A 12,935-nucleotide genomic window follows, 5' to 3' on the forward strand; every position below is an offset into this window, starting at 1 on the left:
TGCTCACTTCCGGGCGCCCTCGGTCGGCCGCCTGCGATGCCGCCGCCACGAAACCGGCCCATCTACTACGTTTAACCCCGACCCCTCGACCATACCCCGTATTTCGCGAAAACCGCAGGCCGTCTACCTGCGGTTTTATTTTTGCCCGAGACGCCATGGTCGGGGGATGCCGGCCAAACGTAGTAGATGGGCCGGTTTCGTGGCGGGAGGCCCCGGGGGCGGGCGGAGTGGAGCCTGATGGGAGGGCGGCGGCAGCGCCGCCCTCCCGCGGGGCGCGCCCCGCGGGCTTAGCCGGGCATCGAGGGGCCCAGACGCCCTGGGCGCGCCCGCATCGGCCCCACGGGCGCTGGTCTCCGCCGTCGCGACCCCGCGGGACTCCGGCGCCCGCGCGCCCCCGGAAAGTTTTTCCAAAATTGTCCTTGCATCGCCGTCCGAGTTCCCGTATAGTACTTTTTCGCACGGGGGCGTAGCTCAGCTGGGAGAGCGCTTGACTGGCAGTCAAGAGGTCAGGGGTTCGATCCCCCTCGTCTCCACCCGAGCATTGAATGAGGCTCCAACGCAAGTTGGGGCCTTTTTTCATATAGGCACACAAGGTCAAAGGCGGCACCATGATCCTCCTGGTCGACAAGATCGTGCGTTGAACGGGTGCCGCGCGCATGGTAGTATTTCACATCGTGGTTCAAAGCGTTGGAGGCTGTTCTGCCACCCCAACTGCAAGTGTCACTTTATAAGGGCTCTTGGCGCAACGGTTAGCGCAGGGGACTCATAATCCCTGGGTTCTGGGTTCGAATCCCGGAGGGCCCACCAGGTTTTCAACAGGTCCGGCAATATGTCTGGCCTGTTTTCTTTTTCATGGCATTAGTTTTCACTTGCAAATAGCCTGCTTGCTCACTTCCGGGCGCCCTCGGTCGGCCGCCTGCGATGCCGCCGCCACGAAACCGGCCCATCTACTACGTTTAACCCCGACCCCTCGACCATACCCCGTATTTCGCGAAAACCGCAGGCCGTCTACCTGCGGTTTTATTTTTGCCCGAGACGCCATGGTCGGGGGATGCCGGCCAAACGTAGTAGATGGGCCGGTTTCGTGGCGGGAGGCCCCGGGGGCGGGCGGAGTGGAGCCTGATGGGAGGGCGGCGGCAGCGCCGCCCTCCCGCGGGGCGCGCCCCGCGGGCTTAGCCGGGCATCGAGGGGCCCAGACGCCCTGGGCGCGCCCGCATCGGCCCCACGGGCGCTGGTCTCCGCCGTCGCGACCCCGCGGGACTCCGGCGCCCGCGCGCCCCCGGAAAGTTTTTCCAAAATTGTCCTTGCATCGCCGTCCGAGTTCCCGTATAGTACTTTTTCGCACGGGGGCGTAGCTCAGCTGGGAGAGCGCTTGACTGGCAGTCAAGAGGTCAGGGGTTCGATCCCCCTCGTCTCCACCCGAGCATTGAATGAGGCTCCAACGCAAGTTGGGGCCTTTTTTCATATAGGCACACAAGGTCAAAGGCGGCACCATGATCCTCCTGGTCGACAAGATCGAAAAAAGCTTCGGCGCGCGCGTCCTCTTTAGCGGCGCGTCCTTCCAGATCAACCCCGGCGAACGCTTTGCGCTCGTGGGACCCAACGGCGCCGGCAAAACCACCATGCTCAAAATCATCATGGGCATCGACAGCCCCGACGCCGGCCAGGTCCAGTACGCCAAGGACTGCCAAGTAGGCTATCTAGAGCAAGAAACCAACCTGGAGCAAAAGGACACCACCATCCTTGCCGAGGTCATGGCGGCCGCCAAGGAAATTCGCCGCATGGGCGAGCGCGCCAACGAGCTACAGGCTCAGATCACCGAGCTCTCCGAGCAGGGCAAGGACGTCGACGCACTCCTCAACGAGTATGGCCAGGTCCAGGACCGCTTTGAGCACCTGGGCGGCTACGAGCTCGAGAGCAACGCCCGCAAAATCCTGTCCGGCCTGGGCTTTAAGGTCACCGACTTTGAGCGCCCGTGCTCCGAGTTCTCGGGCGGCTGGCAGATGCGCATCGCGCTGGCTAAGCTCTTCCTTCGCCATCCCGACCTACTGCTTCTGGACGAGCCCACCAACCACCTGGACCTCGAGAGCGTCCAGTGGCTGCGCGGCTTTATTGCCAACTACGACGGTGCCGTCCTCATCGTCAGCCACGACCGCGCCTTCATGGACGCCTGCGTCGACCACGTCGCCGCTCTCGAAAACCGTCGCGTGACCACCTACACCGGCAACTACAGCAGCTACCTCAAGCAGCGCGAGGACAACTTGGAGCAGATGCGCGCCAAGCGAGCCGCCCAGGAGCGCGACATCGCCCACATGCAGGTCTTCGTCGACAAGTTCCGCTACAAGCCCACCAAGGCCGCCCAGGCTCAGGAGCGCATCCGAAAGATCGAGCAGATCAAAAAGGAGCTCGTCATCCTGCCCGAGGGCCACAAGCACATCGACTTTAAGTTCCCCGACCCGCCGCGCTCGGGCGACATGGTCGTGGGTCTGGAGGGCGTGTCCAAGTCTTACGGCAACAAGCACATCTACAGCGATATCGACCTCAAGCTCTACCGCGGCGAGCACGTGGCGCTCGTCGGCCCCAACGGCGCCGGCAAGTCCACCCTCATGAAGATCCTCGCCGGCCTGGAGCCGCCCACCACCGGCACCCGCGACCTGGGCACCAACGTGGGTGTGGCCTACTATGCCCAGCACGCGCTCGAGGGCATGACCGAGTCCAATACCGTCCTGCAAGAGATCGACACCGTCACGCCCAAATGGACCGTGCCGCAGCAGCGCAGCCTGCTGGGCGCCTTCCTGTTTAGCGACAACGACTCCATCGAGAAGCAGGTCCGCGTCCTCTCCGGTGGCGAAAAGGCGCGGCTAGCGCTCGCCAAGATGCTCGTGGCCCCCGAGGCGCTCCTGTGCCTGGACGAGCCCACTAACCACCTGGACATCGACTCGGTAGACATGCTCGAGAACGCCCTGCAAAACTTCCCCGGTACCATTGTGCTGATCAGCCACGACGAGCACCTGGTACGCGCCGTGGCCAATCGCATCATTGACATCCGCGACGGCAAGGTCACGGTCTACGACGGCGACTACGACTACTACCTCTACAAGCGCGAGGACCTCGCAGCCCGCGCCGCCGCCGAGGCGGCAGGGGAGAGCGCGCCTGCCGCGGCCAAGTCCGCAAAGGTCACCGCGGCCCAGCCCGATGCGCCCGCCGCCGCTTCCAAACCTGCCGAGGGTAAAAAAACCAAGGAGCAAAAACGTGCCGAGGCCCAGGCCCGTGCTGCGCTCAACAAAAAGCTTAAGGGCGTGCGCAACCAGCTCAAGAAAATCGAGACGGAGCTCGACAAAAAGCGCGCCCGCTATGACGAGCTTATGGAATTGATGGCAAGTGAAGAGCTTTATGCCGATCAGGACAAGTTCAACGCCGCGCTGGGGGAATATAACGGCCTTAAGCAGGAGCTGCCCAAGCTCGAGGACGAATGGCTGGAGCTTTCCACCCAGATCGAAGAGGAGACCGCGCGTGAACTCTCGTAAGGCCGCCGCCGTTGCGATGAGCATCATCGCCATCGCGTGCCGTATCTGCGGCATCTTTATGAGCGCGATGACCGTGCTGCTGTGCTTTAGCGGCCTCACCGCCAAGCTGCAGATCGTGGGCTTTGTCGTTGAGCTTTCGCGCGCGCTGCCGAGCGCCATCGCCGGCTACGGCGTCATTACGTCGCCCTTTGGCGGCGTGTTCCGCCTGGATTACGCCATCGTCGCTGTGATCCTGTTTGTGGCCGATTACCTGCTCACGCGCGCCTCGCGTCGCGTCCGCTAGGGGAGTGACATGTCCAGCAGCTACCTCATGAACCTGCTCGCCAGCGCCGTCGCCGTCATCATTGGCATCGTCATCCACGAAAGCGCGCACGCCGCCGCGGCCTGGGCACTCGGCGATAAGACAGCCCGTTCGCGCGGACGCGTCTCGCTCAACCCGCTCAACCACATCGACCCGTTTGGCACCATTCTCCTGCCGCTGCTGATGCTCGCCGCCGGCGGCCCGGTGTTCGCCTTCGCCAAGCCCGTGCCCGTCTACCTCAACAACCTCAAGCACCCCAAGCGCGACGAGGTCCTGGTGAGCGTTGCCGGCCCCGCATCGAACATCGCGCTCGCATGTCTTGCCGCAGCCCTCATACACACGGTATACGGCAACCTCTACGCCAGCATGTCCTTTGCCGTGGCATCACAGATCATGAACTTCGGCGCCACGTTCATCGTGGTCAACCTGTCGCTTGCGTTCTTCAACCTCATCCCGATTCCGCCGCTCGATGGCTCGTCGATCATCGTGCCCTTCCTCAATGGCAAGGCGCTCAAGAACTATTACCGTCTACAACAATACGCTATGCCCATCCTCATCCTGGTGCTCTACCTGCTGCCCATGTGGACCGGCATCGATGTGATCGGCCGCTATTTCGACGTTACCGTGTATCCGCTAGCTGAGCAGCTGCTCAACTTCGCAATCGCCGGCATCTAAGGTAAACTTACAGGTCGACCGTGCAAAACGGTCGTAACATGCACCCAAACCGCGCCGCGAAGGCGCCGTCAAAGGAGGTCGAAGATGTCGTATCGCGTGTCGACGCAGGTCTACAGCGGACCTTTCGACCTGCTGCTGCAGCTGGTAACCCGCCAAAAAGTAGATATCGGCGCCATCTCCATCAGCGAGGTGGCCGAGCAGTACCTTGCCGAGGCCGAGCGCATCGAGGCGCTGGACCTGGACGTGGCGAGCGACTTTTTGCTGGTCGCGGCAACCCTTTTGGACATCAAGGCCGCCTCTCTGGTGCCGCAGGAGGCCCCGCGCAAAGTCGATGACGACGATGACGAATTCGACGAAGACCTCGAGGAGCTCAGCACGCTCGACGGCGACGCCTTGCGCGAGGTCCTGATCCAACGCCTGATTGCCTACAAACAGTTTAAAGGCGCGGCTGCGGCCCTCGGTGCCCGCATGCAGGCCGAAAGCCGCATGCACCCGCGTGTGGCCGGCCCCGACCCCGAGTTCTTGGGCCTAATGCCCGACTATCTGGCCGGCATTACCCTACGCGGTCTCGCCGTCATCTGTGCCGACCTGGACGGCAAGCGCCAGACCTTCCTGCTGGAGGCCGAGCATGTGGCACCGCATCGCGTACCACTCGACCTGACGGTGGCCTCGGTCGACCGCTTTACCATGGCGCACCAAACCTGCACTTTCCGTGAGCTGCTGGACGGCGACGCCACCACCGAGCAGCTCGTTGTTACCTTCCTGGCCATGCTTGAGCTCGCCAAGCGCGGCTCGCTCACGCTGAGCCAGGACGAGATCTTTGGAACCATCCGCATCAACCGCGTCGAGGGCGCCGAGGCCTATGTGCCCGGCGAGGGCCCCGAGCTCACCGAATAGGAGCGGCAACCATGTCAACCCTTTCCACGCTAGAGGCAAACAGCCTCAAAGGCGCCCTCGAGGCGCTGCTGCTGGTGTCGAGCGACCCGGTGAGTGCGCCCGCGCTGGCCGGCGCACTGGATATCGCCCCCGGCGAGTGCGCGTCGCTGCTCGCCGAGCTCAAGGTTGAGTACGAGGAGGCCAACCGCGGCTTTCAGCTGCGCGAGGTCGCCGGCGGCTGGCGCCTGTTTACGCACCCCGCTTACCACGACGTGGTCGAAGCCTATGTGTTGAGCTGGGACACGCAAAAGCTGTCGCAGGCGGCGCTCGAAACCCTGGCCGTCATCGCCTACCACCAGCCCGTCACGCGCGAGGTGGTTAAGGGCATCCGCGGCGTCAATTCCGACGGCGTCATTGCGTCGCTCGTGGACAAGGGTCTGGTGCGCGAGCTCGGCCGCGATCCTCAGCGCGGTCAAGCCATCATCTACGGCACGACCAACGCCTTCTTGGAAAAGTTCGGTCTGCGCTCCACCCGCGACCTGCCCGATCTGGAGCAGTTTGCCCCCGATGAGCAGTCGCGTCAGTTTATCCGCGAGCGCCTGAGCGGCCGCAGTATTCAGTCCACGCTCGAGGAGCAGGCCGAGGACCTGGACGAAGAGCGCGAACTGCTCGATACCGATGTTGAGGCAGTCGAGGACTTGGAAACCCCGGTCGTCGACGAGACCTCGGAGGATTTGCATGACGAGGACTAACGAAGTAGGGGAGACGCGCGCCATGGGCAACGCAGTACCCGCAACCGACGCCCAGCCCGTCTATCCGCACACCATGCGCCTGCAGCGCTTTTTGGCACGCGCGGGCGTGGCGAGCCGACGCGGCTCGGAGGACCTGATGACCGCCGGACGCGTGACCGTCAACGGCCAGGTCGCAACCGAGCTAGGCACCAAGGTCGATGTCGACCACGATCACATCGAGGTCGACGGCATGCCCGTCAAGCTCAACCAGGGCGCCGTGTACTTGATGCTCTACAAGCCGACCGGCTACCTCACCACCATGAGCGACCCGCAGGAGCGCCCCTGCGTGGCCGACCTGGTACCGCGCAACCGCTTTCCGGGGCTCTTCCCGGTGGGCCGCCTGGACCGCGACACCACGGGCCTTTTGCTCTTTACCACCGACGGTGATCTGTCGCAGGACCTGCTGCACCCCAGCAAGCACGTCTACAAGACCTATCAGGCGCTCGTGGACGGCCACCTGACCGATCGCGACTTAGAACCGCTCCGCCGTGGCATCGAGCTCGACGACGGCCTATGCCAGCCGGCGATCTGCCGCGTCATCACCGCACGCGAGGCCGAGGCCGTGGCTCCGCAAGGCGTCAAGTCCGGTACCACCGCCGTGGAGGTCATCATCCGCGAGGGCCGCAAGAATCAGGTCAAGCGCATGCTGAGCAAGATCCACCACCCGGTGATCCGTCTGCATCGCTGCAACTTTGCCGGCCTGGAGCTCAAGGACGTGGCCAAGGGCTCGTGGCGCGAGCTCACCGACCGCGAGGTGCAGATCCTCAAAAGCGGTGGCATCCCTCCCAAGCAGGCCAGCGCCATACGCGGCGGCAAGCCCCAAGACACGCCTGCCAGCCGCACTCGTCACCACGGCAGCCACGGCTCCGCGCCCAAGCGCAACACCTACCGCGAGCGCTACACGGGCTAGGCAACCCGCCGCGCCCCGATGCCCGCGTCCCATACCAGCACGTCAACCACCGAAAGGAAGCATTGCATGATCGTCGCCATCGACGGCCCCGCCGGTTCCGGCAAGTCCACCATCGCTAAGGAGATCGCCCGCCAGCTGGGCTTTAACAAGCTCGACACGGGTGCCATGTATCGCGCCGTCACCTTCGCCGCGCTCGATCGCGGCATCGATCTGGACGACGAGACGGCCATCGACGCCCTCGCCGAGCAGATCGAAATTCGCTTTACCAACGGCACCGGCGAGGATACGCGCCTGACCATTGACGGCCAGGACGCTTCGGCCGCCATTCGTACCCCGCAGGTCGACGCCAACGTGTCCAAGGTCTCGGCCTACCCGGGCGTACGCGCCGCCATGCTCATCCACCAGCGCCGCGCCGCCGAGGACCGCGATATCGTCGCCGAAGGTCGCGACATCGGCACCGTCGTGTTCCCCAATGCGCAGGTCAAGGTCTTCCTGACGGCCGACCCGCGTGAGCGCGCCCGCCGCCGCGTACTGCAGCGTCACCAAAACGACGCCCAGCCGCTCACGACCGAGCAGCTCGAAGCCGAGGTCGACGAGACCCTCGACGCCCTTAAGCAGCGCGACAAGCTCGACAGCAGCCGCGAGGTCGCCCCGCTCGTGCCCGCCGAGGACGCCGTGCACGTCGACTCCACCGCCCACACCATCGACGAGGTCGTCTCGATAATCGAGGACCTCATTAACCAAAGGAGGTAGCCCATGCGCCTGTTTAAGCAGACGCCCGAGGATTATTACAACGCTCCTTATGCCGAGTTCCCCGCGCTCATCCGCGGCACCGTCTTCGTGGTCATGGCAATCCTCTGGGCCTTCTCCAAGCTCATGTGGCGCTGGAAGGTCGAGGACGCCGATCTGCTGTTTGAGCGCCAGGAAGGCCGCGGCAGCGTGGTCATCTGCAACCACACCTCGATGGCCGAGCTCTTGGCCGTGGAGACGGCGCTGTTCTTTGGGGGCCGCCGCATTCGTCCCATCTTTAAGTCCGAGTTCGCCAAGAGCAAGATTGTGCGCTGGGCCTTTAGCCGCGTTGGCGGCATCCCCGTGGAGCGTGGCACTGCCGATATGAAGTGCCTGCGCGCCGCCCAGCATGCGCTGCAGCGCGGCGAGGACGTTCTGATCTTCCCCGAGGGCACGCGTATCCGTTCGCGCGAGATCAAGCCCGAGGTCCACGGCGGTTTTGCACTCATCGCTCAGATGGGCAAGGCACCTGTGAACCCGCTCGCCATCTGCGGTTGGTCCGACATCACGCCTGCAGGCAAAAAGATCATGCGTCCCAAGAAGTGCTGGATCCGCGCCGGCAAGGCCGTCTCGCTTTCCGACGCACCGGCTGGGCTTAAGCGCACGGAGCGCCTGGAATGGTTTGAGTCCGAGGCCATGAACCGCGTCTACGCCATGCGAGACGAGCTGTGCGCCGAGCATCCGGGCAGGTTCTAGCCATGAGCGAGAACGTGACGAACACCACCGCGACTGTGTCCGGCCAGGCAACCGCGCCTACCATCGAGATCGCCGCCCACGCCGGCACTTGCTACGGCGTACAGCGTGCGCTCGATATGGCGCTGGCCGCTGCGCCGCAGGCAGAGGAGTGCACTCAAGTTCACACCTTGGGGCCGCTCATCCATAACCCCATCGTGGTGCGCGAGCTTGCTGAGGCAGGCGTCGGTCTGGCCGAAACCCTGGACGACGCAGCAACCGGCACCGTGATCATCCGCGCCCACGGTGTGGTGCCGCAGGTCGTCGATGCCGCTCGCGAGCGTGGCCTTAACGTCATCGACGCCACCTGCCCTTACGTCAAGAAGGTTCACGTGGCAGCCGAGCGCCTGGTGCGCGAGGGCTACCACGTGGTGGTCGTGGGTGAGCCGGGGCATCCCGAGGTCGAGGGCATTCTGGGTCACGCCGGCAATGATGCGCAGGTCGTGAGCTGTGCCGCCGATGCCAACGCTTTGCCGCTCAAGGGCAAGGTGGGCTTGGTTGTGCAGACCACCCAGACCGCGCAGAACCTCGCCGAGGTCGTGGCTGCCATCACCCCGCGCGTGCAGGAGCTGCGCGTGATCAACACCATCTGCGCCGCCACGAGCGAGCGTCAACAGGCAGCAGCCACACTTGCCAAACGCTGTGATTGCATGGTCGTCGTGGGCGGCAAGAACTCGGGCAACACCCGCCGCCTGGCTCAGATTTGCGCAGACGCCTGCGAGCATACGCATCACATCGAGGAAGCTTCAGAGCTTGAGACCGCGTGGTTTACCGACGCACGCCACATCGGCATCACCGCCGGAGCCTCCACTCCGCAAGAACACATCGAACGCGCCGTCGAGCGCATCAAGGAGCTTTGCCGCTAATCATGGACCAGACCGTACCCGCATACGCCGCCGAGGTGGCCGATTACGGGCGCAGCCGCGACCCCGAGCCGGGTGAGGGCGCGCTCGTAAAGAACGTGCGTCCCGAATCGCCCGCGTGGGATGTGGGTATCGAGCCGGGCATGCGCGTGCTCGCGGTCAACGGCGAGCAGCTTACCGACATGATCGTGTGGCTCTGGGAGGCAGACGACGACACGGTCGACCTCGAGGTTTTCGACCCGCGCGACAACAGCGTCACCCCCGTCGAGCTCGACCGCTTCCCAGGAGAGGACTGGGGCCTTGAATTCGATGGTCCCATCTTCGACGGCATGCGCACCTGCGTAAACGCCTGCGTGTTCTGCTTTATGACGATGCTCCCCAAGGGCGGCCGCTCCACGCTCTATATTCGCGACGACGACTATCGCCTAAGCTTTTTGCAGGGCAACTTCGTCACGCTCACGAACCTCACCGACGAAGATGTTCAAAACGTCATCCAACGCAACATGAGTCCCATGAACGTGTCGGTCCATGCCGTGAGCCCTGATGTCCGCCGCCGCATGATGGGCCGCAACGCCCAGCGTGGCATGGACGTGCTCGAGACCATCATGGCCGCCGGCATCGAGATCCACGCGCAGATTGTGCTGTGTCCCGGCATGAACGACGGTGAGGAGCTACAAAAGACTCTACGCTATTGCGAGGAGCACGAGCAGATCACCAGCCTGGGCATCGTGCCGCTGGGCTTTACCAAGCACCAGAATCGCTTTACCTGGTCATACAGCGACAAGCCCGAGCTGGCGCGCGAGACCATTGCCATGATCCGTCCCTACCAGGATCGTGCCTACGAACGCTTTGGCCGCCACACCTTCCAGATGAGCGACGAGTTCTATGTGGACGCCGGCATCGATCCTCCCGAGGCGGACTTTTACGACGGCTACCCGCAGTACTACGACGGCATCGGCATGATCCGCTCGTATCTGGACGAGACCGACGACGTGCTTGCCGCCGACGCCGAGCGTCTGGCCCGCGTCCGCGCTGGCATCGCCGCCCGCAGCCAGCACCTGCTGTGCCTCTCGGGCGCCAGCGCGCGCGACACCGTGGCGCGCTTTGTGGAGTCGCCACATGGCCTCTACGGCACCGTCACGGCCATCAAAAACCGCTACTTTGGCGGCAACGTGGACGTGACCGGCCTCATCGTCGCCTGCGACATTCTGGAACAGCTGCCGCAGGACCTCTCGGGGGTTATGCTCTTTGTGCCTAAGCTCATGTTCAACGCTGACGGCATGACGCTTGACGAGTATCATCGTGACGATTTACTCGCAAGCCTTACCAGTCGCGGCGCCGAGGTTCATGTGGTGTCGACCATGCCGCATGAGCTGCTCGATACCCTGGAGCACATCCTTGGCATTGTGCCCGCAGACTCTAACACTTCCACTGACCCTACCCATTAAAGGAGAGCAGATGAAACCTATCGTCGCCGTCGTCGGACGCCCCAACGTGGGCAAGTCCACGCTCGTTAACCGCTTGGCCCAGACCTCGGACGCCATCGTCCACGAGTCCCGCGGCGTCACGCGCGACCGCTCGTATCACACGGCCGATTGGAACGGTCGTGAGTTCACCATCGTCGACACGGGCGGCATCGAACCGCTCAAGAGCGATGACGTGTTTGCCACGTCCATCCGCGATCAGGCGCTCGCCGCCGCCGAGGAAGCCGCCGTCATCCTGTTTGTGGTCGACGGCCGCACCGGCGTCACCGAGGAGGACGAGTCGGTCGCTCGCATGCTCAAGCGCTGCGACAAGCCGGTCTTTTTGCTGGTGAACAAGCTCGACAACCCCGATCGCGAGAACGACAGCATCTGGGAGTTCTATTCGCTCGGCATCGGTGAGCCCACGCCGCTCTCGGCCCTGCATGGTCATGGCACGGGCGACCTGCTCGACGATATCGTGGCCCTGCTTCCGGAGGAAGAGGACGAGGTCGCCGATGAGTTCCCCGACGCGCTGAACGTCGCCATCATCGGCCGCCCCAACGCCGGTAAGTCCTCGCTGTTCAACCGCATCCTGGGCGCCGACCGCTCCATCGTGTCCAACATTGCCGGCACCACGCGCGACGCCATCGACACGGTCGTCGAACGCAACGGCAAGCACTACCGCATGGTCGATACCGCGGGCATCCGCAAGAAGAGCACCGTGTACGAGAACATCGAGTATTACTCCATGGTCCGCGGCCTGCGCGCCATCGACCGCGCCGACGTGGCGCTGCTCGTCGTCGACGCCTCCGTGGGCGTCACCGAGCAGGACCAGAAGGTCATGGGTCTTGCCATCGAGCGCGGCTGCGCCATCGTTGTGCTGCTCAACAAGTGGGATCTGCTCGACGACGACCGTAAGCGCGAGGCCTGCATGGAGACCATCGACCGCCGTCTGGGCGTCATGGCTCCCTGGGCCCAGTACCTGCGCATCTCTGCCCTGACCGGCCGCAGCGTCGAGAAGATCTGGGCGATGGTCGACGCCGCCGAGAAGACGCGCTCGCAAAAGATCAGCACCTCGCGCCTCAACACGTTCCTCACCGACCTGCGCGAGTTCGGTCATACCGTGGTGGAAGGCAAGCGCCGCCTGCGCATGCACTACGTGACCCAGACGGGCGTCAACCCGCCAACGTTCACGTTCTTCGTCAACCACAGCGACTTGGTCAACGACACCTATCAGCGCTACATCGAGAACCGCATGCGCTCGACCTTCGACTTTGCCGGCACACCCATTCGACTCTTCTTTAGGAAGAAGGAGCAAAAGGATGCATAATCCGTTTCTGCTGACCGCCATCTGCGCCGTGGTCTCGTTCTTTATCGGGGCGATTCCGTTTGGCCTGATCCTGGGCCGCGTGTTCAACCACACCGACATTCGCAAGGCGGGCTCCGGCAACATCGGCACCACCAACGCGCTGCGCGTGGCCGGCCCCAAGGTGGCCGCGCTCACGCTGCTGCTCGACTGCCTTAAGGGTGCCATCTGCGTCCTTATCGCGCGTCCGCTTATCGCCGACTTGGGCTATGGCTTCCCCGTGAGCATTATGGCCCCCGGCGCCGCCGGCGACTGGATGCTCGGCGTCATCTGCCTGGCAGCTGTGTGGGGCCATATCTTCTCGCCCTACCTCAATTTCCATGGCGGCAAGGGTATCGCGGTTGGTCTGGGCGTCATCCTCGCCTGGTACTGGCCTATTGGCCTGTCGCTGCTCGGCATGTTTATCGTGGCCGTCGCCATCACCAAGTTTGTGTCGGCGGGCTCGCTTGCCGCTGCCATCGGTCTTCCCATCGCTGCCTGCGCGGTCTTTCCGTACAGCAGCCTGGGACTTAAGTTTTGCATGGCGATGATCGGCATCACCGTGGTGTGGGCCCATCGTGCGAACATCAAAAAGCTCATGACCGGTAAGGAGTCCAAGCTCTCGTTTACCAAGCGCGTCACCGAGCCCGACGATAAGTAGGA

At 63.7% G+C, this 12,935-nt stretch carries 12 protein-coding genes and 3 tRNA genes; all 15 read left to right on the forward strand.

The annotated features are described in order from the left end of the window. The first annotated feature begins 460 nt into the window (after positions 1-460). The 15 genes from GDJ93_RS06405 to plsY all read left to right on the forward strand — a co-directional run bounded on the left by GDJ93_RS06405 (position 461) and on the right by plsY (position 12,933). Positions 461-533: transfer RNA gene (locus GDJ93_RS06405), tRNA-Ala, on the forward strand. Positions 534-731: 198 nt separating this feature from the next. Beyond that, positions 732-807, forward strand: a tRNA-Ile gene (locus GDJ93_RS06410). Positions 808-1,345: 538 nt separating this feature from the next. After that, positions 1,346-1,418: transfer RNA gene (locus GDJ93_RS06415), tRNA-Ala, on the forward strand. A 75-nt stretch (positions 1,419-1,493) separates the two neighbouring features. Continuing rightward, positions 1,494-3,527 carry an ABC-F family ATP-binding cassette domain-containing protein gene (locus tag GDJ93_RS06420; protein WP_152068177.1) on the forward strand — a complete coding sequence of 678 codons (2,034 nt, stop codon included), beginning with the start codon at positions 1,494-1,496 and terminating at the stop codon, positions 3,525-3,527. After that, positions 3,514-3,810, forward strand: a complete 297-nt coding sequence (locus GDJ93_RS06425) for a hypothetical protein (protein ID WP_164473297.1) — start codon at positions 3,514-3,516, stop codon at positions 3,808-3,810. Before GDJ93_RS06420 ends, GDJ93_RS06425 begins: the two co-directional genes overlap by 14 nt. 9 nt (positions 3,811-3,819) lie before the next feature. Next, entirely contained in the window at positions 3,820-4,503 is a 684-nt protein-coding gene (locus GDJ93_RS06430; protein ID WP_152068178.1) for a site-2 protease family protein, read from the forward strand. An 84-nt stretch (positions 4,504-4,587) separates the two neighbouring features. Continuing rightward, entirely contained in the window at positions 4,588-5,400 is an 813-nt protein-coding gene (locus GDJ93_RS06435) for a segregation and condensation protein A (RefSeq protein WP_152068179.1), read from the forward strand. An 11-nt stretch (positions 5,401-5,411) separates the two neighbouring features. Then, the gene (scpB, locus tag GDJ93_RS06440; protein ID WP_152068180.1) at positions 5,412-6,131 is read left to right on the forward strand and encodes an SMC-Scp complex subunit ScpB; all 720 of its coding nucleotides are present in this window, start codon (positions 5,412-5,414) and stop codon (positions 6,129-6,131) included. 22 nt (positions 6,132-6,153) lie between these two features. Next, complete coding sequence (locus GDJ93_RS06445) at positions 6,154-7,080, forward strand: pseudouridine synthase (protein ID WP_152068262.1); 927 nt, start codon at positions 6,154-6,156, stop codon at positions 7,078-7,080. Positions 7,081-7,146: 66 nt separating this feature from the next. Then, positions 7,147-7,833 carry a (d)CMP kinase gene (gene cmk / locus GDJ93_RS06450; protein ID WP_152068181.1) on the forward strand — a complete coding sequence of 229 codons (687 nt, stop codon included), beginning with the start codon at positions 7,147-7,149 and terminating at the stop codon, positions 7,831-7,833. A gap of 3 nt (positions 7,834-7,836) precedes the next feature. Next, the gene (locus GDJ93_RS06455; RefSeq protein WP_152068182.1) at positions 7,837-8,565 is read left to right on the forward strand and encodes a lysophospholipid acyltransferase family protein; all 729 of its coding nucleotides are present in this window, start codon (positions 7,837-7,839) and stop codon (positions 8,563-8,565) included. Between the two features lie 2 nt (positions 8,566-8,567). After that, the gene (locus GDJ93_RS06460) at positions 8,568-9,467 is read left to right on the forward strand and encodes a 4-hydroxy-3-methylbut-2-enyl diphosphate reductase (RefSeq protein ID WP_152068183.1); all 900 of its coding nucleotides are present in this window, start codon (positions 8,568-8,570) and stop codon (positions 9,465-9,467) included. A gap of 2 nt (positions 9,468-9,469) precedes the next feature. Continuing rightward, complete coding sequence (locus GDJ93_RS06465; RefSeq protein ID WP_152068184.1) at positions 9,470-10,912, forward strand: DUF512 domain-containing protein; 1,443 nt, start codon at positions 9,470-9,472, stop codon at positions 10,910-10,912. A gap of 10 nt (positions 10,913-10,922) precedes the next feature. Then, positions 10,923-12,257 (forward strand): ribosome biogenesis GTPase Der, encoded by a 1,335-nt coding sequence (gene der, locus GDJ93_RS06470; RefSeq protein WP_152068185.1) that lies wholly within the window; start codon positions 10,923-10,925, stop codon positions 12,255-12,257. Then, positions 12,250-12,933 (forward strand): glycerol-3-phosphate 1-O-acyltransferase PlsY, encoded by a 684-nt coding sequence (plsY, locus tag GDJ93_RS06475; RefSeq protein WP_152068186.1) that lies wholly within the window; start codon positions 12,250-12,252, stop codon positions 12,931-12,933. The genes der and plsY overlap by 8 nt, the downstream gene beginning before the upstream one ends. Positions 12,934-12,935 lie beyond the last annotated feature (2 nt).

Origin of the sequence: Collinsella aerofaciens (assembly GCF_902501475.1) — a bacterium.
Classification (GTDB): domain Bacteria; phylum Actinomycetota; class Coriobacteriia; order Coriobacteriales; family Coriobacteriaceae; genus Collinsella; species Collinsella aerofaciens_AL.

What these genes read in the sequence shown, in the direction of transcription:
- GDJ93_RS06420 (WP_152068177.1), top strand. Translation starts at nt 1,494, where the DNA reads ATGATCCTCCTGGTCGACAAGATCGAAAAAAGCTTCGGCGCGCGCGTC.
- GDJ93_RS06430 (WP_152068178.1), top strand. Translation starts at nt 3,820, where the DNA reads ATGTCCAGCAGCTACCTCATGAACCTGCTCGCCAGCGCCGTCGCCGTC.
- GDJ93_RS06435 (WP_152068179.1), top strand. Translation starts at nt 4,588, where the DNA reads ATGTCGTATCGCGTGTCGACGCAGGTCTACAGCGGACCTTTCGACCTG.
- scpB (WP_152068180.1), top strand. Translation starts at nt 5,412, where the DNA reads ATGTCAACCCTTTCCACGCTAGAGGCAAACAGCCTCAAAGGCGCCCTC.
- GDJ93_RS06445 (WP_152068262.1), top strand. Translation starts at nt 6,154, where the DNA reads ATGGGCAACGCAGTACCCGCAACCGACGCCCAGCCCGTCTATCCGCAC.
- cmk (WP_152068181.1), top strand. Translation starts at nt 7,147, where the DNA reads ATGATCGTCGCCATCGACGGCCCCGCCGGTTCCGGCAAGTCCACCATC.
- GDJ93_RS06455 (WP_152068182.1), top strand. Translation starts at nt 7,837, where the DNA reads ATGCGCCTGTTTAAGCAGACGCCCGAGGATTATTACAACGCTCCTTAT.
- GDJ93_RS06460 (WP_152068183.1), top strand. Translation starts at nt 8,568, where the DNA reads ATGAGCGAGAACGTGACGAACACCACCGCGACTGTGTCCGGCCAGGCA.
- GDJ93_RS06465 (WP_152068184.1), top strand. Translation starts at nt 9,470, where the DNA reads ATGGACCAGACCGTACCCGCATACGCCGCCGAGGTGGCCGATTACGGG.
- der (WP_152068185.1), top strand. Translation starts at nt 10,923, where the DNA reads ATGAAACCTATCGTCGCCGTCGTCGGACGCCCCAACGTGGGCAAGTCC.
- plsY (WP_152068186.1), top strand. Translation starts at nt 12,250, where the DNA reads ATGCATAATCCGTTTCTGCTGACCGCCATCTGCGCCGTGGTCTCGTTC.